The organism is Sphaerisporangium fuscum, from assembly GCF_018531465.1.
Taxonomy (GTDB): Bacteria; Actinomycetota; Actinomycetes; order Streptosporangiales; family Streptosporangiaceae; genus Sphaerisporangium; species Sphaerisporangium fuscum.
Genome location: NZ_JAHDTF010000044.1, coordinates 1 through 22,612, shown reverse-complemented (window position 1 = coordinate 22,612; position 22,612 = coordinate 1). Strand labels below are relative to the sequence as shown.

20 protein-coding genes are annotated in these 22,612 nt (G+C 71.9%); 7 read left to right on the top strand and 13 right to left on the bottom strand.

All coding sequences use genetic code 11. From position 1 onward, the window contains the following. Nucleotides 1–2: 2 nt before the first annotated feature. Genes KIK05_RS41175 through KIK05_RS41165 form a run of 3 tightly spaced genes read right to left on the bottom strand, consistent with a single transcriptional unit; the run spans nt 3 to nt 4,689 of the window. Nucleotides 3–2,576, bottom strand: coding sequence for a hypothetical protein (locus tag KIK05_RS41175; RefSeq protein WP_214416334.1), 2,574 nt, complete (start codon nt 2,574–2,576; stop codon nt 3–5). A 12-nt stretch (nt 2,577–2,588) separates the two neighbouring features. Continuing rightward, the gene (locus tag KIK05_RS41170) at nt 2,589–4,172 is read right to left on the bottom strand and encodes an Hsp70 family protein (protein ID WP_214416333.1); all 1,584 of its coding nucleotides are present in this window, start codon (nt 4,170–4,172) and stop codon (nt 2,589–2,591) included. A 4-nt stretch (nt 4,173–4,176) separates the two neighbouring features. Further along, on the bottom strand, nt 4,177–4,689 hold the full coding sequence (locus KIK05_RS41165) for a nucleotide exchange factor GrpE (protein WP_308250341.1): 513 nt from the start codon (nt 4,687–4,689) through the stop codon (nt 4,177–4,179). A gap of 392 nt (nt 4,690–5,081) precedes the next feature. Here KIK05_RS41165 and KIK05_RS41160 point away from each other — a divergent pair, with 392 nt between their 5' ends. From KIK05_RS41160 to KIK05_RS41140, 5 genes are all read left to right on the top strand, one after another. Then, nucleotides 5,082–5,984 carry a type 1 glutamine amidotransferase gene (locus KIK05_RS41160; RefSeq protein ID WP_250564297.1) on the top strand — a complete coding sequence of 301 codons (903 nt, stop codon included), beginning with the start codon at nt 5,082–5,084 and terminating at the stop codon, nt 5,982–5,984. A 142-nt stretch (nt 5,985–6,126) separates the two neighbouring features. Next, on the top strand, nt 6,127–9,096 hold the full coding sequence (locus KIK05_RS41155; protein ID WP_214416383.1) for a bifunctional [glutamine synthetase] adenylyltransferase/[glutamine synthetase]-adenylyl-L-tyrosine phosphorylase: 2,970 nt from the start codon (nt 6,127–6,129) through the stop codon (nt 9,094–9,096). A gap of 91 nt (nt 9,097–9,187) precedes the next feature. After that, a complete protein-coding gene (locus tag KIK05_RS41150) occupies nt 9,188–9,688 on the top strand; it encodes an NUDIX domain-containing protein (RefSeq protein ID WP_308250340.1) in 501 nt (166 codons plus the stop codon). An 89-nt stretch (nt 9,689–9,777) separates the two neighbouring features. After that, entirely contained in the window at nt 9,778–10,803 is a 1,026-nt protein-coding gene (locus KIK05_RS41145) for a hypothetical protein (protein WP_214416331.1), read from the top strand. Nucleotides 10,804–11,018: 215 nt separating this feature from the next. Further along, entirely contained in the window at nt 11,019–12,026 is a 1,008-nt protein-coding gene (locus KIK05_RS41140; protein ID WP_308250346.1) for a polysaccharide deacetylase family protein, read from the top strand. 30 nt (nt 12,027–12,056) lie between these two features. Here the strand turns inward: KIK05_RS41140 and KIK05_RS41135 are convergent, their stop codons facing one another. Further along, complete coding sequence (locus KIK05_RS41135) at nt 12,057–12,239, bottom strand: hypothetical protein (protein ID WP_214416329.1); 183 nt, start codon at nt 12,237–12,239, stop codon at nt 12,057–12,059. A 256-nt stretch (nt 12,240–12,495) separates the two neighbouring features. On the opposite strand from KIK05_RS41135, the gene KIK05_RS41130 reads away from it, so the two are divergent. Next, complete coding sequence (locus KIK05_RS41130) at nt 12,496–12,669, top strand: hypothetical protein (RefSeq protein WP_214416328.1); 174 nt, start codon at nt 12,496–12,498, stop codon at nt 12,667–12,669. Nucleotides 12,670–12,718: 49 nt separating this feature from the next. On the opposite strand, the gene KIK05_RS41125 is transcribed toward KIK05_RS41130, so the two are convergent. Together KIK05_RS41125 and glnA are read right to left on the bottom strand one after the other, a co-directional pair. Next, a complete protein-coding gene (locus KIK05_RS41125) occupies nt 12,719–13,660 on the bottom strand; it encodes a serine hydrolase domain-containing protein (RefSeq protein ID WP_214416327.1) in 942 nt (313 codons plus the stop codon). A 130-nt stretch (nt 13,661–13,790) separates the two neighbouring features. Continuing rightward, entirely contained in the window at nt 13,791–15,215 is a 1,425-nt protein-coding gene (gene glnA, locus KIK05_RS41120) for a type I glutamate--ammonia ligase (protein WP_214416326.1), read from the bottom strand. Nucleotides 15,216–15,359: 144 nt separating this feature from the next. On the opposite strand from glnA, the gene KIK05_RS41115 reads away from it, so the two are divergent. Beyond that, the gene (locus tag KIK05_RS41115) at nt 15,360–15,818 is read left to right on the top strand and encodes an RDD family protein (protein WP_214416325.1); all 459 of its coding nucleotides are present in this window, start codon (nt 15,360–15,362) and stop codon (nt 15,816–15,818) included. Nucleotides 15,819–15,881: 63 nt separating this feature from the next. On the opposite strand, the gene KIK05_RS41110 is transcribed toward KIK05_RS41115, so the two are convergent. The 7 genes from KIK05_RS41110 to sucB all read right to left on the bottom strand — a co-directional run. Then, a complete protein-coding gene (locus tag KIK05_RS41110; protein ID WP_214416324.1) occupies nt 15,882–16,682 on the bottom strand; it encodes a class I SAM-dependent methyltransferase in 801 nt (266 codons plus the stop codon). Further along, nucleotides 16,682–17,308 (bottom strand): DUF4191 domain-containing protein, encoded by a 627-nt coding sequence (locus KIK05_RS41105; protein WP_250564295.1) that lies wholly within the window; start codon nt 17,306–17,308, stop codon nt 16,682–16,684. Before KIK05_RS41105 ends, KIK05_RS41110 begins: the two co-directional genes overlap by 1 nt. A 229-nt stretch (nt 17,309–17,537) precedes the next feature. Beyond that, nucleotides 17,538–18,467, bottom strand: coding sequence for a lipoyl synthase (gene lipA, locus KIK05_RS41100; RefSeq protein ID WP_214416322.1), 930 nt, complete (start codon nt 18,465–18,467; stop codon nt 17,538–17,540). Between the two features lie 462 nt (nt 18,468–18,929). After that, complete coding sequence (gene lipB / locus KIK05_RS41095) at nt 18,930–19,598, bottom strand: lipoyl(octanoyl) transferase LipB (protein ID WP_214416381.1); 669 nt, start codon at nt 19,596–19,598, stop codon at nt 18,930–18,932. Nucleotides 19,599–19,685: 87 nt separating this feature from the next. Beyond that, nucleotides 19,686–20,423 carry a Type 1 glutamine amidotransferase-like domain-containing protein gene (locus tag KIK05_RS41090; RefSeq protein WP_214416321.1) on the bottom strand — a complete coding sequence of 246 codons (738 nt, stop codon included), beginning with the start codon at nt 20,421–20,423 and terminating at the stop codon, nt 19,686–19,688. A 92-nt stretch (nt 20,424–20,515) separates the two neighbouring features. Further along, nucleotides 20,516–21,457: a TIGR01777 family oxidoreductase gene (locus KIK05_RS41085; protein WP_214416320.1), complete on the bottom strand. Its 942-nt coding sequence runs from the start codon at nt 21,455–21,457 to the stop codon at nt 20,516–20,518. Nucleotides 21,458–21,591: 134 nt separating this feature from the next. Further along, on the bottom strand, nt 21,592–22,612 hold a 1,021-nt coding region (sucB, locus tag KIK05_RS41080; protein ID WP_214416319.1), incomplete at its 5' end, for a 2-oxoglutarate dehydrogenase, E2 component, dihydrolipoamide succinyltransferase.

Genomic DNA, 22,612 nt, shown 5'->3' with positions numbered 1-22,612 from the left:
GATCACTCCGCCTTCATCCGCCGGACCGGCGGGTCGACGAGCACCACGTCCGGGGCGTCCCCGTCGGCGAAGCAGCGCAGCCAGTACGGCCTCGCCTGCCGGGGCTCGGGGACGGTGAGCCGGGCGGGCACCGCGAGGTCGGTCCAGGACGTCAGCACGACACCGTCGTCGGCGGACTTCGGCTGGACATGCCCCGGTTTGAGCACCAGCTGGAGGCGCCGCAGCCGTACCGGCGGGTCGGAGGTGACCTCCACCACCACCGAGCGCCGCCACACCGGCCCCTGACGGGTGAGGTCGTAGTGGACGGGGACCCGCGCGGCGAGACGCGCATCGGCCGCCGGGCCGCGCACCCGCTCCCCGCGCACCAGGGTGGTCGCCGCCACCTCCACCGTCACCGGCAGGTGCTCGGGCACCTCCAGCCGTACGCCGCCCTGCGCCCGGTAGGCGGCGGAGTTGAGCAGCAGACAGTGGCCGCCGCAGCGCACCTCCACCTCCGGCACGTCCGCCGGCCAGTCGAAACCGACGTACACGGTGGCGCCTCGCCGCTGGACCGTCAGCCCGCCCACGGGGGTGAGGTTGACGTGGTCGCGGTGCGCGCCGATCGTGGCGAGCTCTCCGGCGACGGTGACGGCGAGCAGCACGACCCGTCCCGGACGCGGGCGGACGGCCTGCCCCTCCCTGGTGGGGACGGCGGGGACGGCCCGGGTGGCGGCGCGCAGCTCGGCGAGTGAGACCGTGGTCCCCACCGGCCACGGCGGCGGCCCGTCGAGCGCGACGATCTCCACCGTCCCCGCCGGGGGCTCCTCGTGGCGCACGATGTAGGTGCCGGGGGCCGAGGAGTCGGGCTCCAGGGTGAAGCCGGTGACCGGCCGGGGACGGCCCCGGGGGGTGACGGTGCGCCGCACCCCCGGTGTCAGGACCTCCCCCTCCGGCGCCGGGTAGCAGGCGGCGACGAGGTAGGTGTAGCTCGTGCCGTTGACCACGTCCCTGTCGAGGAACCCGGTGTCCCCGGCGGCGATCGCCCGTCCGTCGCGGATCACCACCACCCTGGCGGCCTCCTCCGGACGGGCCCACCGCCCCGACACCACGCCGTCGCCCGCCGTCAGCCGGACGTCCCCGGGCTCGGGCCGCACGATCAGCGGAGCGGCGGTGCAGGGCGTGGACGCGGCCTCGTCGCGGCGGGCCACCACCCAGTACGCCAGCGGCTCGTTGACGGGCGGCCGCTCGTCGCGCGCGGAGGTGCGCTCGGTGGACGAGAGCGGCACGCCGTTGCGGTACACGTCGTAGACGATGCGCCCCGCCCGCGACGGCGACGGCTGCCACAGCAGGTCGACCGCGTCGTCGCGCACCTCCACGCGCAGCGTCCGCGCCGGGTAGGGGGCCAGGCGGGCGAGCAGCTCGGCCGCGCCCGGCAGGTCGGGGACGCGCTGCAGGGCGTCGCGCAGGGCCAGCCACGCCTCGTCGGGGTCCAGCGCCGCCCGCGCCCGCTCCCTGAGCTGCACGGCCCGCGCCAGCCGCGCCCGCACCTCCACGGCGAGCTCGGCGGCCTCGCCGGTGAGGGCGCCCGGCTCGAGCGCCTCGGCGAAGTCGGCCGCCGCGTGGATCTCCCCGGCGTCGACCAGCTCGCGCAGCCGCGCCGACGGCCCGCCCGCGACGGCGCCGCCCTCCGCGCGGACGGCGAAGACCAGCCTGCGGGCGTCCTCGGGCGCCAGGTCGAGCTCGGTGGTGGCGTGCCGCAGCAGCGTGTCGTCGTACGGATGCTCCCGGACCCGCTCGCGCAGGCGCGTCACGACGTCGTACAGGATCAGCGCCGACGGGTCGTGGGAGCCGCGCAGGGCCGCGAGCACGGTGTCGGCGCTCGTCGTCCACGGGCCCCGCGTACGGGCCGCCCAGTGGCGCTCGGCGTCCTTGATCGCATCCTCCACCGTCCCGCCGTCCGGCACCCTGACGGACCCGCCCGGCCGTGCCGCGGAATCGCCGGCCGGCATCCGCATCCCCGCGCAGCGCTCGCCGAACACGAAACGGCCCAGGTGGCCCATGCCGAGCGTGTCGAGCGCCTCACGCGCCCTGCCGTACCCCGCGTAGGGGGCGGAGGCGGGCAGCGGGTCGGGAGCCCGGACCTCGATCGACCGCTCGGCCGCGAGGCGCGCGGCCTCCTCGGGAGTGACGCCGCTCGAACGGGCGATCGTGGCCACCAGGGCGGGCGACAGCATGCGCAGGGTGCCCGCGGCGTCGTCCAGGCGGCGGCGGGCGTCGCGCAGCCGGCGCTCCGCACGGCCCTCGGCCTCGCCCAGCGCCTCGCGCAACGGCCCCAGGTCCCCCTCGGCGGCGGCCGAGAAGATCGGCGCCATCCGCGCGTGGTCGGCCTCCAGGCGGTCGGCGAGCCGCTTGTACTTGAGCATGCCGCGCGCCCGGCGCCAGCACTGGCGGACCTGCCTGACGGTCTCGGTCACCTCCGCCGCGTTCATCGCCTCGCTCAGCTGGTAGCGGGCGCGCAGGCCCTCCGGCGGGAGCCCGCCCGCCTCGCGCGCGGGCTCCAGGACCTCACGGGTGTAACGCTGCTCGTCGAACGCCACGCGGCCGCCCGGCTAGCCGACCCGGACGCGGGAGAGGGCGGCCCGCGACTCGGCCACCTCTTCCTCGGACATGCCGCCGATCTGGATGCGCAGCTCCAGCTCCTCGCCGGTCTCACGCTCACGGGCGGTCACCTGGAGCAGGCCGGAGGCGTCGAGCGCGAAGGTCACCTCGATCGGCCACCCCGCGGGCTTGCCGGGCGGGATCTTCAGCACGCCCTCGGCGATCAGCGCGTTGTCCTCGGGCTCGTCGGACTCGGCGCTGCCCGCCTGCTCCATGACCTCGACGTTCACCCCGGTCTGGCCGGTGTCGACGGTGTAGAAGTCCTGCGTGACGGAGGCGGGGAGCGGGTCGTTGGCGTGCACGAGGTGCTCAACGCCGCGCCGCCTGGTCTCCTTGTCGGTGACGACGATGCCGAAGGCGCGGGAGGCGACGGTCCTGATGGTGCGCCCCGCGATCTGCTCCTGCTGGTCGGCCGACAGGCCCGCCCGCGCCGCCATGTCCTCGGCCCGTTCGCGCTCGCCCGAGCGCAGCAGCCGCCGGTAGGTCTCCTCGAAGGCGTACAGCGCCGCGCCCTTGGCCACCGCCAGGTCGGGGTCCTGCATGCGGGGGACCAGCTCGAACTCCTTCTGCAGGGCCTCCGCCACGGCCGGCATCTTGGTGGAGCCGCCCACCAGCACCAGGTGGTCGTACCTCTGGACGCCCTTGAGCGCGGCGGTCTCGATCGTCCTGCGGGTGATCTCGATCGTGCGGTCGAGCAGGTCGCGGGTGAGGTCGGCCAGGGCGTCGCGCGTGAGCTCGACGGTGGCGACCCTGCCCTCGTGCACGACGCGGACGGCGTGCTGGGTGCGGGTGGACAGGGTCTTCTTCAGGTCCTCGGCGTCACGGCGCAGCTGCTGCTCGGACTGCTTGTCCAGCAGCGGGTCGCCCGCGTCGGGGTGCTCGGCGCGGAAGCGCTCGGCCAGGTGCTCGACCAGCCGGTCGTCCCAGTCGGCGCCGCCGAGCTCGTGGTCGCCGTCGGTGCAGACGACCTCGATGTCCCCGCCCTTCAGCGTGATCACGGTGGTGTCGAACGTGCCGCCGCCGAGGTCGTACACCAGGATCGTGTGGTCCTGGTCGGGATTGAGCACGCCGTAGGTGATCGCGGCGGCGATGGGCTCGGAGATGATGTCGATGACGTTGAGCCCGGCGATGTGCCCGGCCTTGCGCGTGGCGTCGCGCTCGGCGGCGCCGAAGTACGCCGGCACGGTGATCACGACGTCCTCGACGTCCTCGCCGGTCGCCGTGCGGGCGTCGTCGGCGAGCTTGCGCAGGATGAAGGCGGAGATCTCCTCGGGCGTGTACGCCCTGTCGTGCCGCACCCGCGGCACGTCCTGCCCCATGTCGCGCTTGATCCGGCTGACCACCAGGTCGGGCTCCAGCACGGCGCTGTCCTTGGCGGCGGCCCCCACCACGACGTTGTCGGGAGACTCGAAGAAGACCACCGACGGGGTGGTGTCGGTGCCCTCCAGGTTGCGCAGCACCGTCGGCCGTCCGACGTCGTCGACGTAGGCGATGCAGGAGTACGTCGTGCCGAGGTCGATCCCGTGAACAGCCATCCCTTTACTCGCTCTCCTCGTCGTCATCGTCCTTGCCGTCCGTCACGGCCCTGCCGACCACCACCGACGCCTTGCGCAGCACCCGCTCGCCCTGCGCGAAGCCGTCGACCAGCACCTCCACCACCGTCCCGTCGGCGTCCGCGTCCACGGTCCGGGTCTCGACCGGGCGGTGGACGGCCGGGTCGTAGGCGTCCCCCGGCTTGACGCCGACCCGCTCGGCGCCGGTGCGGCCGAGCACCTCGGCCACGTCGTCGGCCAGCGCCGACAGCAGGGGACCGGCGAGCGCGGCGGGCGGAGGGTCCGAGGCCTGCCAGCGGGCCGCCTCGCGCGCCGCGGTGTCGTGGAGCCGGTAGAGACCCGCCCTGACCGGGGTGAGCGCCTCCTCCAGGAGACCGTGCCGCAGGCGCTGGTTCTCGGTGTGCAGCCGGTCGATCACCTCTTCGCGGTGCGCCGCCCGATCGTGCTCGCGCCGGACCGTCTCGGTGAGGGCCGTGAGCAGCCGGGTGAGCTCTTCCACCTGGCGGGCCAGCTCTCCGGCACCCTCGGGAGGGCCTTCGGGGGGGCCTTGGGGAGGGGAGGAATCACCGGGAGATGCCTCCTCGGAGGGAGGCGGGTGCGGCTCTTCGGGGGAAGGCGCCATCTATCTCCTCAGAAATACCGGAATTCCTGCCGCCTGTAACTCTAGCCACGAAAGGCCCCCACCTGGTAGGGAGCAAGTTGTCCGATAATGAGCTTTATGTCGAGCTGGGTGGGTCTTCTTTGCAGGGTATGTGGGCGGATGTCGCGTGGGTCACATCTATAACGGTGCTGCTTGGAAATGAGCGGGAAAGGGTGTCTTAATAGGTATATGGGCAGCTATATCGCCTGTTCCGGGGCAAGGTGGTGGTTTCGGTCATCCATAATTGGGGCATGAAGCAGCGGGTTCTGATCATCGAGCACGAGGCCGACGCCGGCCTGGGATTCTTCGCCGGCTGGCTGGCGGAGGCAGGACTGTCCTACGACGTCGTCCGCCCCTACCTAGGCGAAAAGCTCCCCACCCTCCCGCCCGCCGACCCCACTTCCGGCAGGCCCGCATCCGCGGACTTCGTCTCTGGTGGTCCCACGGCCGGTGACCTCACTTCCGATGGGCCCGCGTCCGCCGACCTCGCTTCCGGCGTTCCCGCGGCCGGTGACCCGGTCGAAGCCCAGGCCCCTGTGGGCGGGGACGGTCCTGCGCGGCCCGATGGCGTGATCGTGCTCGGAGGCGCCGCCGCTGCCTGGGACGACACGGGCTACCCCTGGCTGCCCGCCACCCGCGACCTGATCAGGCGCTCGGTCGAGGCCCGCGTCCCCACGCTCGGCATCTGCCTCGGCGCTCAGCTGATGACCCTCGCCTGCGGGGGAAAGGTCGAACGCGGGGCCGCGGGACTGGAGGTGGGCCTCGGGGAGATCTCGCTGCTGCCGGCCGCGTCCGACGACCCGCTCTTCCGCGCTCTCCCGCGGGCCGTCCGCGCCGTGCAGTACCACCAGGACGCCATGACGGCCCTCCCGCCGGACGCGGTGCCGCTCGCCACCGGGACGATGTACCCGAACCAGGCCTACCGCCTCGGCGACCGGGCCTGGGCCGTCCAGTTCCACCCGGAGGCCACCCCGGAGATCTTCGCGTCCTGGACCGCCTCGACCACTCAGGAGATCGCCGCCACGGGCGCCGACCCGCGTGCCCTCGACGCCGACGTCCTCGCCGCCCGTGACGAACTCACCAAGACCTGGCACCTCCTCGCCGACGCCTTCACCAAGATCGTGAAAGCCGGCCGGAACCCGACCGGCACCTGAGTCCCGCGCCTGTCGAACGGCCCAAGGTGGCGGGAGCGAAACGCTCAAGGCGGAGGAGTGAAGCGCCAAAGACGGTGGGGGAGCGTTGACGACGGTGGAGTGAAGGAGCGGCTACGTTTGGGTTGTGAATGCCGAGACCCGGATGCAGACGACGGCCGGGCGGCTCGCCCGGCTCGGGTTCGCCGACGGAGCGCGGGCCGAGCGGCTCCTCGACGGGCTCGGCCCCGAGGCCGTCGGTGATCTCGGCCTGCTCGGCGCCCTGGTGGCCACGGCCGACCCCGACCTCGCGCTCACCTCGCTCGACCGCCTCGTCGAGCGCGACCCGAGCGTCCTCGGCGCGCTGCGCGCCGACCCCGGGCTGCGTGCGCGGCTGATCGGCGTCCTCGGCCTGTCGGCGGCGCTCGGCGACCACCTCGTACGGCACCCCGAGCACTGGAAGCTCCTCGAAGGCGAGCAGGCCACCGAACGCATGTCCGAGCCCGGCATGCGCGCCGAGCTCCTTTCGGCCGTCGGCGCCGGCCCGTCCGCTCCGCGGCCCGGTGGCCTTGGTGGCGGGATCGACACCATGTCGGCCCTGCGGGCCGCCTACCGTGGCAGGTTGCTGCATCTGGCGGCGCGGGACGTCACCGGTGTGGCGTCGCTGCCCGAGGTGACCGCGGAGTTGTCCGACCTCGCCGCCGCCGCGCTGGAGGCGGGCCTCGCCATCGCCAGGACCGAGGTCCCCGAGAGCGACCAGGTACGGCTCGCGGTGATCGGCATGGGCAAGTGCGGCGCCCGGGAGCTCAACTACATCAGCGACGTGGACGTGATCTTCGTCGCGGAGCCGTGCGAGGGCGTCGACGAGACCAAGGCGCTCCAGACGGCCACCAGGCTCGCGCAGGGCATGATGCGGGCCTGCTCGGCGAGCACCCCCGAAGGGGCGCTGTGGCAGGTCGACGCGGCCCTGCGGCCGGAGGGCAAGGCGGGCCCGCTGGTCCGTACGCTCGCCAGCCACCTCACCTACTACCGCCGCTGGGCCAAGACCTGGGAGTTCCAGGCGCTGCTGAAGGCGCGTCCGGTGGCCGGCGACATGGAGCTCGGCGAAGAGTACGTCGCGGCCGTCAACGAGCTGGTCTGGCAGGCCGCCGCCCGCGAGAACTTCGTCGAGGACGTGCAGGCGATGCGGCGCAGGGTCGAGGCCAACGTCCGCGCCGGCGAGGCCGACCGGCAGATCAAGCTGGGGCCGGGCGGCCTGCGCGACATCGAGTTCGCCGTCCAGTTGCTCCAGCTCGTGCACGGCCGCTCCGACCCGCTGCTGCGCCGACGCGCCACGCTGCCCGCGCTCGCCGCGCTCTCCCGGGGCGGGTACGTCGGCCGCGACGACGCCAAGGCCCTCGCGGAGGCCTACACCTTCCTGCGGCAGGTCGAGCACCTGCTCCAGCTGCACCGCCTGCGCCGCACCCACGTGGTCCCCGAGAACGACACCGACCTGCGCCGCATCGGCCGGGCCCTCGGCATGACGGCCGACCCGGTCGGCGAGTTCACCACCCGCTGGAAGCGCCACGCCATGGAGGCCCGGCGGCTGCACGAGAAGTTGTTCTACCGCCCGCTCCTGCAGGCCGTGGCCAGGCTGCCCGGGGACGAGGTCAGGCTGTCGGCCTCGGCCGCCGCCGCGCGGCTGTCGGCCCTGGGCTACGCCGACCCTGAGGGGGCTCTGCGGCACATCGCCGCCCTGACCAGCGGTGTCTCGCGCAGGGCCGCCATCCAGCGCACCCTGCTGCCGGTCATGCTGGGCTGGTTCGCCGACGCGCCCGACCCCGACGCCGGGCTGCTCGGATTCCGCCAGGTCAGCGACAAGCTGGGCACCACCCCCTGGTACCTCCGCCTGCTGCGCGACGAGACGGCCGTGGCCGAGCGGCTGGCCCGGCTCCTCGGCACCAGCCGCTACGTCACCGGGCTCCTCCTGCACGCCCCCGAGGTCGTGGCGATGCTCGGGTCCGACGCCGAGCTCGCCGCCCGCCCCAAGGAGGCCCTCGTCGCCGAGGCCGACGCGCTGGTCAGGCGGCACGCGGCCGACGCGGAGACCGCCGTCGCCTCCGTCCGGGCGCTGCGCCGCCGCGAGCTGTTCCGTACGGCCGTGGCCGAGCTGGCCGGGTACATCGACGTCGAGGAGGTCGGGCGGGCACTGTCGGAGCTGAACGACGTCACCATCCAGGCGGCCCTCGACGCCGCCGTCCACAAGATCTCGCTGGAGCGGCGCGGGGAGTTGCCCACGCGGTTCGCGGTGATCGCCATGGGCCGCCTCGGCGGGTACGAATGCTCCCACGGCAGCGACGCCGACGTGATGTTCGTCCACTCGCCGCTTCCCGGGGCCGACGAGAAGGCCGCGACCGACGTGGCGTTCGCGGTCGCCAACGAGCTGCGCCGCCTGCTCGCGCTGCCCGCCCCCGACCCGCCTCTGCCGATCGACCCCGACCTGCGTCCCGAGGGCCGCCAGGGCCCGCTGGTGCGCTCCCTGTCGTCCTACGCGGCCTACTACCGGCGGTGGTCGTCGCCGTGGGAGTCGCAGGCTCTGCTGCGCGCCCGCTTCTCGGCGGGCGACCCCGAGCTCGGAGCCGAGTTCATGGCCCTGGCCGAGCCACTGCGCCATCCGCCGGGCGGCATCGACGACGGGGCCGTGCGCGAGATCCGCAGGCTGAAGGCCCGCATGGAGGCCGAGCGCCTCCCGAGGGGCGCCGACCCGCTGCTGCACACCAAGCTCGGCAGGGGCGGGCTGTCCGACGTCGAGTGGCTGGCGCAGCTGCTCCAGTTGCGGCACGCCCACGACGTCCCCGGGCTGCGCACCACCCGCACGCTGGACGCCCTGCGGGCCGCGGTGGGGGCGGGGCTGCTGTCCGAGGCCGACGAGGAGGTGCTGGCGGAGGCGTGGCGGTTCGCCTCGCGGGTCCGCGACGCGATCATGCTGGTGCGCGGGAGGGCGGGCGACAGCATTCCCGCCGACGTGCGCGAGCGCGCGCTGATCGCGAGGGCCCTGGGCTACCCGCCCGACGGGTCGGAGGACTTCGTGGAGGACTACCTGCGCGCCACCCGGCGGGCCAGGGCGGTCACCGAGCGGGTGTTCTACGGCGGGTGATCCGGCGGGTTCCAGCGGAGTTCGTCCGCGCGTCGATCCGGCTGAGTACCTTGGGTGAGGTCCTTTGGGGTCAGCATTGGGGGAGACGGTCGTGCCCATCTCGGAGTTCCTCGCCGGCGTGCGGAGCCTGGTCGGCAACGCCCTGCTCGTCCTGCCCTCGGTGACGGCGTGCGTCTTCGACGACCAGGGGCGGCTGCTGCTCGCCCGCCACAACGAGCTGGGGGACGTCTGGGCGCCGCCGGGCGGCATGGTGGAGCCCGACGAGGTTCCGGAGACCGCCGTCGTCCGTGAGATCCGCGAGGAGGTCGGGCTCGACATCGAGGTCCAGGGCCTCATCGGCGTGTACGGAGGGCCCCAGTTCCGTTCGGTCTACCCCAACGGTGACCAGGTCTCCTACGTCATCACGGCCTACGGCTGCACCGCCGGCGCCACCACGGCGCGGCCCGACGGGGTGGAGATCGCGGAGACCCGGTGGGTGACGGAGGCCGAGGCCGCGACGTTCCGGCTCACCGCCTGGGCGCCGGCCGTGCTGCCGGAGGTGTACGCCTGGTGGCGCGCCCGTGCGGAGACCCGCGAGCCCGCTGGGCGCTGAGGCCCGCGGGCGCTGATCCATTCCCGCTGGGGCCATGTCATTGCGGCGACCGTAGCCGAGGGTGTATCTAGAGTCACGGGTGATCTCCATTGGACTCTGTTTACCTCGACCTGGCCATCGGCCTGGTCCTCGCGTTCCTGCTGTTCTCGATGCTCGTCAGCGGCGTGAACGAAGGTCTCGTCCGGCTGCTCGGCATCCGCAGCAAGTTCCTGTGGGCCTACCTCAGGGACACCCTCGACGGCCCGGACGGCAAGAAGTCGTGGATCCCGAGCTCCGTCGCCGAGGTCTTCGCGCGGCTGCCGTTCGGCGGGAAGGACGCCCGGCCGTCGTTCAGCCCGCTGCCCGCCCCCGTGGAGAGCGCCGCGACGACCTGGTCGGGGCGGCTGTACGAACGGCTCCGCGAGATCGACCACCGCAAGGACGGCAAGACGAGCATCGCCTCGATCCCGCCCGCGCGCTTCGCCGTGGCGATGATGGAGATCGTGACGGGGGAGGGCGGCGTCGCCCCGATGCTGGCCAATCTGAAGGACGCGCACAGCCCGCTGTACGGGCCGCTGCAGGGCATCTGGGACACCGCCCGCGGCGACCTGGACGCGTTCCGCAAGGGTGTGGAGGAGTGGTTCGACGGCGAGATGCAGCGCCTCACGATGCTGTACCGGCGCTACGTCCGCTGGGTGATCGCCGCGCTGGGCCTGGTGCTCACCCTGCTGTTCAGCATGGACTCCCTGGAGTACGGCAAGGCGATCCTCACCGACAATGCCATCCGCGCCCAGGTGGCCGCGGTGGCCGACGGGGGAGCGCAGTCGCTGGCGGGCCTGCGCGACAGGTGCCCCGACCACCCGGCCGATCCGTACGGCTGCGTGACCGAGGTGCTGTCGGCTCCGGCGTTCGTGAACATCGTGGGCAACGCGCCGGTGTCGGTGAGGATCCCCGGCGACGGCAGCCCGAGCTGGTCGTGGAACGGCGGCCAGTGGCTGCACCGCCTGCTGACGCCCGGCCACTGGCCCGGGTTCCTGATCACGTTCTTCGCCCTGTTGTTCGGGGCCCCGTTCTGGTGGGACATCTTCCGCCGTCTCACCGGTATCCGGGTCCGGGCGGGTGAGACCAAGCAGTAGCGGACCACCGAATCCCCGCATATCGGCATATATGGCGATATGTCCGCGATGCCGAGAAATGTGGAATCAACTGCGGTCCTTTGGTGTCCGCCAAACTACGCGCTGGTGGAACTCCCAGGTCAGAGGGGTAGGAGAGACGTAGCTCATTCCTCGGGCCGGTTGGGGGGACCATGCGGGGCTTCGGGAAACGTCATATCGGGCTGCTCTCATTGGCGGTGGTCGCGCTCGCCGGATGCTCTCAAGGGGAGACCAAGGTCTCGGCGCAGCACGCCGCGGCACAGAAGTCGGGCAAGCCCGCCTCGGCCCAGGAGGCGCACAAGGCGGCGGCCGAGCGGGCCGCCAAGGTAAAGGCCAACGAACTCGGGCAGATCCCGGTGATCATGTACCACCGCGTCGTCGCCAAGCCCGCCGGGCCCGACGACCGTACCCCCCAGCAGTTCCGCAGCGAACTCGAACGGCTGGCGAAGGACGGCTACGTCCCCATCACGGCCAAGGAGTACACCACGGGACGGATCGGCATCCCGGCGGGACGCCACCCCGTCGTGCTGACCTTCGACGACTCCTCGCCCTCACAGCTCACCCTGGACGGCATGGGCGCCCCCAAGCCGGACACCGCCGTCGGCATCCTGCAGGACGTCGCCCGCAAGAACCCAGGCTTCCGCCCCGTCGCCACGTTCTACGTCATCAAGGACATGTTCGGCACGTTCGGCCCGGAGGCACAGGCGCAGACCCTCGGATGGCTGCGCGACAACGGCTTCGACATCGGCAACCACACCCGTGACCACCTCAACCTGCGAGGCAAGTCGAAGGACCAGGTCACCGACCAGATCGTCGCGGGCCACAAGCTGATCACGTCTCTGATCAAGGACGCCCCGTCCACTCTCGCGCTGCCGTACGGCAACCAGCCGAGCACCAAGGACTGGGCGATGCACGGCGGCGCCGGGGGCACGAACTACAACTACACCGGCGTCTTCCTGGCCGGGTACACCCCGGCGCCCTCGCCGTTCAGCAAGGACTTCGACCCGCTCGGCATCCCGCGCATACGGGCGATGGACAAGGTGGGCGACTGCGCGCGCTTCTGCTCGACGGCGTGGCTCGACTGGCTGAACGCCCACCCGGAGGAGCGCTACACCTCCGACGGGGACGTCAGGACCGTCGCGTTCCCGAAGTTCAAGGCCCCGTACGCCGCGCCGCGCTTCGCCCGCTACACACTGCCGTACTGACCGCCGGCCGCCCGGCACGGGGCCGGGCGGTCAGTGCAGGTTGAGCGCCATGAGGACGAAGAGACCGACCAGGTGGCCGAGCACGACGAAGACGATCAAGAAGATGAAGATGAACTTCGCCGGAGCGTGCTCGAAGTGCTCCCCCTCCTTCAAGGGGGGCAGCTGCGCGCGGCGCTCGGCGAGTCGCTCCTCGATGGGCTTACGACCGAACAATGAAACGCCTTTCGCATGACAGGACGGCCGACACTTCGGCCGTCCTCGAACACCGATGACAACGCCGTGTCCGAGCGGAGGCTTCCTGAACGGACTGTCGCCGATGTCACAGGAAGAGTATCCGCCGCCTGCCTCGGTCCATATTCGGGGCCGCGCGGTGACGGGGAAGGAATGCCGAACCGGTGGACATGCCGTCCGTACGCGACATATCGTGATGTTGCGCGATAGGCACGCCACCTTCAGGAGGACCGAACCCATGTCGAGCGCCCCCAAGAGCAACAAGAGCCTCGTGCAGGAGCTCTTCAGCGTGGTGAGCGCGCTGGCCTCAGCCGTCTCCTCCGGGACGAAGGGCAACCCCACCGGCCCCGGCCCGGTGGTGGACATGCGCGGCAAGCGCCACACCATCACCCCGCCGCGGCGTCACCGCTAGGACATCCGCACGGCACCGCGTCCCCGGCCGCGGTGCCCTGCCCAGGAGCTCAGGAGCGGGCGAACGCCGGCAGGACCACTTCCTCCAGCACCGCGGTCGCGGTCGGCTGGTCGGGTTCGTTGTACTGGCCGGCGGTGACGGCCGCCACCAGATCGAGATCGGGACGCACGTACAGCCGCTGGCCGCCGTTGCCGAACCCGCCGTACCAGCGGGACCCCATGTACCACTGGTACCCGTAGGAGAAGTCGTCCCCGATCGTCACGCGCGGCCGCAGCATGCGGGCGACCCACGGGTCGTCGGACGCGAGGACGTGAGCGCCGATCCGGGCCAGGTCGCGAGGGGCCAGCCGCAGCCCGGAGGCCGCCGCGGCCACACCGTCGCCGCCGGCCGACCACTCGAACGCGGCGATGCCGAGCGGCTCGAACAGCGCGGTCCGCGCGAAGTCCTCCAGCGGCATGCCGGTGCCCCTGGCGATCAGCGCGCCGATCAGCGCGGACGCCCCGCCGCAGTACCTCCAGCGCGTGCCCGGCTCCTCCACGACAGGACGCTCCAGCACGTACCGGTAGCGGTCGGGGGCCAGCTCCATCGCGATCTCACTGTTGGCCGGGCTGGTGTAGGGGGCGTCCTCGTTCCACTCCAGGCCGAGGGTCATGGTCAGCGCGTGCTCCACGGTCAGCTCCGTGCGGCCGGCCAGGTCGGCGTACTCCGGGAAGCACGCCAGCAGCGGCTCGCGCGGCTCGGGGACCTGCCCGGCGGCCAGCGCCGTGCCGTACAGCAGCCCGACCACGCTCTTGGTGACCGACCTGATGTCGTGCAGCGTGCCGGGCCCGAACGTCACCTCGCCGAGCGGCTCGTTCAGGACGAAGTCCACCCCCCGGCCGTAGTGCTCGAACACCACGTCCCCGTGCCGCATGACCACCACACCGTGCAGATCCGGCGCCCTGCCCGCCCGCACGAGCCCGTCGAGCGCCCGCTCCATGTCGACCGTCATGGCGTCCTTTGTACAGCCTGACACCGTGGCAGGGTCCAGTCGGATTCCCCGGGAACGACGGCGGCCCCCCGGGCCGCCCACAAGGGCGGGCCGGAGGGCCGGGAGGCGCCGGACGGAAACCGTCCGGGCGTCACACGTCGTAGTACAGCTCGAACTCGTGCGGGTGGGGGCGCAGGCGGATCGGGTCGATCTCGTTCTCGCGCTTGTAGGAGATCCACGTCTCGATCAGGTCGGGCGTGAACACGCCGCCCTCGAGCAGGAACTCGTGGTCGGCCTCCAGGGCGGCCAGCACCTCGGGCAGCGAGCCGGGGACCTGCGGGACCTGGCCGGCCTCCTCCGGGGGAAGCTCGTAGAGGTCCTTGTCGACCGGCTGCGGCGGCTCGATCTTGTTGCGGATGCCGTCGATACCCGCCATGAGCTGCGCCGCGAACGCGAAGTACGGGTTGCAGGACGGGTCGGGCACGCGGAACTCGATGCGCTTGGCCTTCGGGTTGGAGCCCGTGATCGGGATCCGGATGCAGGCCGAGCGGTTGCGCTGGGAGTAGACCAGGTTGACCGGCGCCTCGTAGCCCGGCACCAGGCGGTGGTAGGAGTTCACCGTCGGGTTGGTGAAGGCCAGCAGCGCGGGCGCGTGCTTGAGCAGGCCGCCGATGTAGTAGCGGGCGGTGTCGGACAGACCGGCGTAGCCCACCTCGTCGTAGAAGAGCGGCTCGCCGTCCTTCCACAGGGACTGGTGGCAGTGCATGCCGGAGCCGTTGTCACCGAAGATCGGCTTGGGCATGAACGTGACGGTGTGGCCGTACTCGAGCGCGGTGTTCTTGATGATGTACTTGTACAGCATCAGGTTGTCGGCGGTCTTGAGCAGCGTGCCGAACTTGAAGTCGATCTCGGCCTGGCCCGCCGTGCCCACCTCGTGGTGCTGCATCTCGGTCTCGATGCCGCACTCGATCAGGCGGCGCACCATCTCCGAGCGCAGGTCGGTGAAGTGGTCCATCGGCGGGACCGGGAAGTAGCCGCCCTTGTAGCGGGGCTTGTACCCGAGGTTGCCGCCCTCCTGGGCCTTGCCGGTGTTCCAGGCGCCCTCGATCGAGTCGATGTGGTAGAACGACTCGCTCGCGCTGCTGGCGAACCGCACATCGTCGAAGATGTAGAACTCGGCCTCGGGGCCGAAGAAGACCGTGTCGGCGATGCCGGTGCCCTTGAGGTACTCCTCGGCCTTGCGCGCGACGTTGCGGGGGTCGCGGCTGTAGGCCTCGCCGGTCAGCGGGTCGTGGACGAAGAAGTTGATGTTGAGGGTCTTGTGCTGGCGGAACGGGTCCAGCACGGCCGTCGACGGGTCGGGCAGCAGCAGCATGTCCGACTCGTGGATGGCCTGGAAACCGCGGATCGAGGAACCGTCGAACATGAGGCCGTCGGTGAAGACGCTGGCCCCGAAGTTCTCAACGGGGAAGGTGAAGTGGTGCGTCGTGCCCGGCAGGTCGGTGAACCTGACGTCGACGAACTGCACCCCCTCGTCCCTGATGAACTTCAGGACGTCATCGGCGGAGCTGAACATCCAACCTCCCAGGGGCACGGGCGTACAGACTTGAAGCTAGGACTGTGCCGTTTCTGCCCCGTGTCTCGCTTGTTTCACGGATGTTAAGGAGAGGGGGGTGGAGCCGCTGAGCGGACCGCTGTGTCGAATGGATAGGTTACCGGCATGAGCAAGGAACCGAGATGGACCCAGACCTGGATCAGCGGCACCCGCGCCGCCGGTGTCGATCTCGGTTATCCCGGTGAGCGGCTCGGGCTGCCGCGCGAGGGCAGCGGGGCGGTCGCCGGCTGGGGCCGGCGCATCGGCGCGGTCGTGGTCGACTGGCTGATCTGCACCTGGCTGATCGCCAAGGGCCTGCTGCACGCCGGCCCGCTCAACGCCGGCTGGGTGGGCCTCGGCGTGTTCGCCCTGGAGTACGTCCTGCTCGTCGGCACGATCGGCATGACGTTCGGCATGCGGCTGTTCAACATCAGGGTCGCCTCGCTCGACGGCGGCAGGCCCGGCTTCGGATCGGTGCTCGTCCGCACGCTTCTGCTGTGCCTGGCCGTGCCCGCCCTGATCTGGGACCGCGACCAGCGCGGCCTCCACGACCGCGCCGCCCGCACGGTGGTCGTCCGCCTGTAGTTGTGCCGTGCTCATGGCCTCGCTGTGTTCGACGGCCTCGCTGCGCTCGGCGGCGAGGGGCGCTCAGGAGCTGAGGCAGGTGAAGATGGCGGTGCCCGGGAGGTGGCGGCCTCGTAGCGGGCTCCAGCCGCCCCAGGTGCGGTGGTGGCCCGCCGGCCACTCGGGCTCGACCAGGCCGGTCAGCGTCAGGCCGGACGCCACGATGTCCCCCACCCAGTCGCCCAGCGTGCGGTGGTGCTCGACGTACGTCGGCTCGCCGTCGTCGTCCTCCTCGACGTAGGGCGAGCGGTCGAAATAGGAGCGGTCGGCGGTCAGGCCGCGCGGGCCGGGGTCGTCGGGGAACGCCCAGCGGATCGGATGGCTGACCGAGAACACGAACCGGCCACCGGGCCGGAGCACCCTGCGGGTCTCGGCCAGCACCGCGCGGGCGTCGGCGACGAACGGCAGCGCCCCGTAGGCCGAGCAGGCCAGATCGAACGACGCGTCGGCGAACGGGATGCGCAGCGCGTCGGCCTGGACGACCGGCAGGCGCAGGCCCGTCTCCTCGTCGATGCGCCGGGAGTGCTGCAGCTGGCGGTGGGACAGGTCGAAGGCGGCCACCTCGGCCCCCTGGCCGGCCAGCCACCGGCCGCACTGCCCGGCACCACAGCCGATCTCGAGCACCCGCCTGCCGCGGACGTCGCCGAGCAGGCGGGCATCGGCCTCATCGAGCCCTTCGGGGCACCAGACGAAGCCCGCGTCACGCAGGAACCCGCCGTGCTCGGCCTGGTAGTCGTCGGCCTCGGAGTCCCACCAGCGGCGGTTGGCGCGCACGGTCGGCCCGTCGGCCACCGCCCGCCGCGAGACGCCCGGCGAACCCGGCATCAGCGGATCTTGCCCCGGGGCATGCGGGCACCCCTCGGCATCGGGCCCTTGGGCACCGGAAGGGTCTGAGGCAGCGCGCGGAGCCGGTAGTTGACCTCGGAGACCGCCTGCTTCTTGATGTTGCGCGGGAGCTTCATCAGGTGGCGCTGGAGCTTGCGCAGCGGGACCTGGCCCTCGCCGTCGCCGCACTGGATGTCGTACACCGGGACGTCGGCCGCGACGCGCTGCACGCGCTTCTTCTCGGCCACCAGCATCTTCTGGACGCGGTTGCCCGGCCCCTCGGAGACGAGCACGATGCCGGGGTACCCGACGACGCGGTGGACGACGTCCTGGTCGCGGGTGACGGCGACGTGCGGGGTGACCTCCCAGTTGCCCCGCATGCTCTGCAGGATGGCCGCGGCGGCGCCGGGCTGCCCGTCGAGCATGGAGTACTGCGCCTTCTGCGCCAGCTGCCCGAACACGACCATGCCGACCGTCACGGCGAACATCACCCCGAGGATGATCAGCTGCCACAGGTAACCGGTGACCAGCCCGAGGACGATGAACACGGCCAGGGTGGCGATCGCCGACGCGAAGACGATCGGCATCCCCTTGGGATTGGCCTTACTGATGATCTGAGCGATCATCCGGAGCTGCTTGACGCGCCCCGGGCGCTCTGGGTCTGCGGGCTTGTTCGCCATGGTTAAAGGATACAAACGCTGAGCTGGAGTGAGGAAAACGTGACCTTGCGGCACCCCGGTCCGTGACCTGGGCCGTCGCGTACGGCGACCGGCCGCGCACGCGCCGTACGACTCGCGGCCCTCTGGATGCGCGGGACCGGCCGAGGTGGCCCCGGCCGGTCGGGCGTGGACGGCGTCAGGTGGTCTGGCGGGACTCGATGGCCTGGCGGTAGAGGCGGCCGGCGCGGTAGGAGGAACGGACGAGCGGGCCCGACATGACACCGGCGAAGCCGATCTCCTCGGCCTCTTCCTTCAGCTCGATGAACTCCTCGGGCTTCACCCACCGGTCGACGGGGTGGTGACGCAGCGACGGGCGGAGGTACTGCGTGATGGTGAGCAGGTCGCACCCGGCGTCGTGGAGGTCCTGCATCGCCTGGCTGATCTCCTCGCGCTCCTCGCCCATGCCCAGGATGAGGTTGGACTTGGTGACCAGCCCGGCCTCACGCCCCATCGTGATGACCTGCAGCGACCGCTCGTAGCGGAAGGCGGGGCGGATGCGCTTGAAGATGCGCGGCACGGTCTCGATGTTGTGCGCGAACACCTCGGGGCGGCTGGAGAAGACCTCCTCGAGCTGGTCGCGGTGGCCGTTGAAGTCGGGCACCAGCAGCTCGACGCCGCACCCGGGCACCGCCGCGTGGATCTGCCGGGCCGTCTCGGCGTACAGCCAGGAGCCGCCGTCGGGCAGGTCGTCGCGGGCGACGCCCGTCACGGTGGCGTAGCGCAGCCCCATCTGGGCGACCGACTCGGCGACCCGGCGCGGCTCGTCCCGGTCGTACTCGGCGGGCTTGCCGGTGTCGATCTGGCAGAAGTCGCAGCGCCGCGTGCACTGGTCGCCGCCGATGAGGAAGGTGGCCTCGCGGTCCTCCCAGCATTCGGAGATGTTGGGACAGCCGGCCTCTTCGCAGACCGTGTGCAAGCCGCGGTCCTTCACGAGGGATTTGATCTCGTTGAAGTTGGGCCCGTTCCGCAGCTTGGTCTTGATCCACGCGGGCTTGCGCTCGATGGGGGTCTGGCTGTTGCGCACCTCCAGGCGGAGGAGCTTTCGGCCTTCAGGAGCAACTGTCACGCGCTCAAGCTTACGTCTCCGCATCGCCCTGCACGGACCCAGGGCAGGGTGGCGGGGATCACTGCGTTCTCCTGCCTCGCTCTGCTCCGCTCGGCGGGTTCGAGTGCTTGATCGCCTCGCTGCGCTCGGCGGGCTCGGGGCCTCCTTGAGGCGGCGGCTTTCGTCGTCGTACGGGCTCGTACCTCACCCTCCCTCCTCCTCAAGCCACCGCCGGCTGTGCTTGATTGCCTCGCTGCGCTCGGCGGGTTCGGGGCCTCTTTGAGGCGGCGGCTTTCGTCGTCGTACGGGCTCGTTCCTCACCCTCCCTCCTCCTCAATCCACCGCCGGCTGTGCTTGATTGCCTCGCTGCGCTCGGCGGGTTCGGGGCCTCTTTGAGGCGGCGGCTTTCGTCGTCGTACGGGCTCGTACCTCACCCTCCCTCCTCCTCAATCCACCGCCGGCCCCGAACCGGACGCTCGCAGCTCACAGGCGGCCGGAGAGGAGGTCCTCCTCCTGGACGTCGAGGCCTTCGGCGCCGAGGGACTCGGCGAGCCGCTTCTCGGCGAAGGGGAGCACCTCGTCGACCGTGATGCGGCGCCCGGTCTCGGCCGACAGCGAGGTGACTCCCGCGTCGGTGATGCCGCAGGGGATGATGCGGTTGTACCAGCTCGGGTCGTTGGCGCAGTTGAGCGAGAAACCGTGCATCGTGACGCCCCTGGCGACGCGGATGCCGATCGCGCCGAGCTTGCGGTCGGGCAGGCCGCTGGCAGGGTCGCCGGCGGCCCAGACCCCGCTGCGCCCGGCCACCCGCCCCGCCGCCACGCCGAAGTCGGCGCAGACCTGGATCAGCGCCTCCTCCAGCAGGCGGACGTAGGCGATGACGTCGAGCTCCTCGGTGAGCCGGACGATCGGGTAGCCCACGAGCTGGCCCGGACCGTGCCAGGTGATCTTGCCGCCCCGGTCGACGTCGATGACCGGCGTGCCGTCGGTGGGACGCTCCTCGGGGCGGGTGCGTTTGCCCGCGGTGTACACCGGGGCGTGTTCGAGCATGAGGCACGTGTCGGGGAGGGTGCCGGCGACCCGGCGGGCGTGGACCTCGCGCTGCAACGCCCACGCCTGCTCGTAGGGGACGTCGACCCCGAGCCGGACCAGGGCGAGCCTTCCGGCCCCGCCGCCGGTGGTGCCTTCGTGGTTGACCTGGTTGGCGCGCTCGCTCACGGGTGCCAGCCTAACGCGAGGTCACGGGGTGAGAAGGCGAGGTTCGACGCGGAGTTCCTTCACGCCCCCGGCGCCGTCGCGCTCGATCTTGTAGGCGTAGCCCTCGGGGTCGACGGTGACGGCCTGGATGAACTCGCGCCCGACGTAGTGCAGCGCCACGCCCTCGTCGGCGGCGTAACCCTCGGGAAGCTCCCCGGAGGCCACCGACTCGTGCAGCAGGGTGCGGCGCTGGGGGTCGGAGTTGTAGTGGACCCCGCAGGAGTAGGGGAGGAAGCCCAGGCCCTCCGCCCACGGGCGCAGGACGGGGCCGAAGGAGTCGGTGTTGCCGCCGACGTGCCAGCACAGCGCCCCGGCGCTCTGCCCCGACAGCACGACACCCGACTGCCAGGCCGCCTCCAGCGCCTCGTCGAGGCCGTGCAGCCGCCACAGGGCGGCGAGGTTGGCGACGCTGCCGCCGCTGACGTAGATGACGTCCTGCTCCATGATCCAGTCACGGGGGCTCTCGACGTTCGGCATCGGGAAGACCGTGAGGTGGCTCACCTCGACGTCCCACTCGCGGAAGGCGCCGTACATCTTCAGCAGCCAGTCGGCGTTGTCGCCCGTCGCGGTGGCGAGCAGGCCGAGCTTGGGGCGGTCCTGCCCGGTCAGGTCGAGGGCGTAGCGGAGCAGGCCGGAGGCCTCGATGAATCCGTAGCGCGGTGACGGGCGGAAGGATCCGCCGCCGATGGCGAGAATGTGCGACTGTCCGATTCTGCTCATGAAGTCTCCTGCTGCCTCGAGGGGCGGAGGTCTCACCTTCGAGGCCCTGGGCGAGCCGCGGCGTCCTCTCCCTTTTTCACCGGAACGGCACCCTAGAGTATGGCGGCCAGAGCGTCGTCGAGACGTGGATGCCTGAACCGGTAACCCATCTCCAGCAGGCGGCTCGGCAGCACGCGCTGGCCGATGAGTATGCCCTCGTCCGCCAGCTCGCCCAGCGCCGCACGCAGCGCGAACGCCGGAACCGGGACCGGCAGGGTGGGACGCCCGAGCGCGCGGCCGAGCGTCTTGGTGAACTCCGCGTTGGTGACCGGCACGGGAGCGGTCAGGTTGACCGGGCCGGACGCCTCCGGGTGGGCGATGAGGTGGGAGACGGCGCCGAGCCAGTCGGGAAGGGAGATCCAGGAGACGTACTGCCGTCCGGAGCCGAGCGGCGCGCCGAGGCCGAGCCTGAACAGCGGCAGCATCCTGCCGAGGAAACCGCCCTGCCTGGCCAGGACGTGGCCGGTGCGCAGCCGTACGACCCGGACGCCCGCCTCCGCGGCGTGCAGCGTCTCGCCCTCCCAGGCGCGCACGAGCCCGGCCAGCCACTGGCCCTTCTCGCCGGGGTCCTTCAGCGCGTCCGCGGGCGCCTCGATGCTCGCACCGGGCTCGCGCGACTCGTCCACCGGATGCTCGCCGGTGTCGCCGTACAGCCCGATGGCCGAGCCGGACAGCAGGACGGCGGGCGGGCGTTCGAGCTCGGCGATGGTGGTGGCGAGCAGGCGGGTGCCGTCGAGACGGCTGGTGACCAGCTCGCGGCGGTAGGCGTCGTTCCAGCGCCGGTCGGCGATGCCGGCCCCGGCCAGGTGGACGACGGCGTCCGCCCCCTCGATCGCGGCGGGGTCGAGGACGCCCTTCGCGGGGTCCCAGTACGCCTCGTCCGCGCCGGAGGGCGTGCGGCGTACGAGCCTGACGACGGAACGGCCCTCGTCGCGCAGCGCGCGGACGAGGGCCGAACCGAGAAGCCCGGAGGAGCCGGTGACGACGACTGCCATGCGGTCACTCTACGTCGCGGGACGCGGCGGATCACGTGGCGGGTCGCAGGGGCTCCCGGCTGACGTCGCGGGCGCGCGGACTCCCGCCGGCTCCCTGAGGGGGCCGGCGGGACGTCCCGCGAGAGCCCGGTGTGTCAGGCGAGGCCGAGCTGGGCCTCGAAGCGGCCCTCCTCCAGGCGACGCTTGACCGTCGTCAGGAAGCGGGCGGCGTCGGCGCCGTCGACCAGGCGGTGGTCGTAGGTCAGCGCGAGGTACATCATCGAGCGGATCGCGATGACCTCGCCCTCGGGCGTGTCGACCACGATCGGGCGCTTGACGATCGCGCCGGTGCCGAGCATGCCGACCTGCGGCTGGTTGAGGATCGGCGTGTCGAACAGCGCGCCACGGCTGCCGGTGTTGGTCAGCGTGAACGTGCCGCCGGTGATCTCGTCCGGGGTGATCTTGTTGCTGCGGGTGCGGTCGGCCAGGTCGGCGACCTTGCGGGCCAGGCCCGCGAGGTTGAGGTCGCCGGCGTTGTGCACGACCGCGACCAGCAGGCCGCGCTCGGTGTCCACCGCGAAGCCGAGGTGCTCGGCGTCGAAGTAGGTGACCTCGTTGGTCTCGTTGTTGATCGTCGCGTTGAGCTTGGGGTGCTGCTTGAGCGCCTCGACCGCCGCCAGCGCGAAGAACGGCGTGAAGGTGAGCTTCACGCCCTCGCGGCGCTGGAAGTCGGCCTTGGCACGCTCGCGCAGCTGCGCGATCTTGGTGACGTCGACCTCGACCACCGTGGTGAGCTGGGCGGCGGTCTGCAGGGACTCGACCATGCGCTTGGCGATGGTCTGCCGCAGGCGCGACATCTTCTCGGTGCGGCCGCGCAGCTTGGTGTCGGCCTGGACCGGCTCGGGAGCCGGAGCGGGCGCCGCCTGCGCGGGCTGGGCCTGCGGGGCGGGAGCGGCCTGAGCCTGGGCGGCCTGCTCACGCTGGGCGCGGGCGGCCTCAAGGACGTCCTGCTTGCGGATGCGGCCGCCGACGCCGGTGCCGGTCAGCGAGTCGAGGTCGACGCCGTGCTCGCCGGCGAGCTTGCGCACCAGCGGCGTGACGTACGGGCTCTCGCCACCGGCGGCGGGCGCGGCCGGCGCGATCGGCGACGGCGCGGCGGTGGCCGCGGGCGCCGGG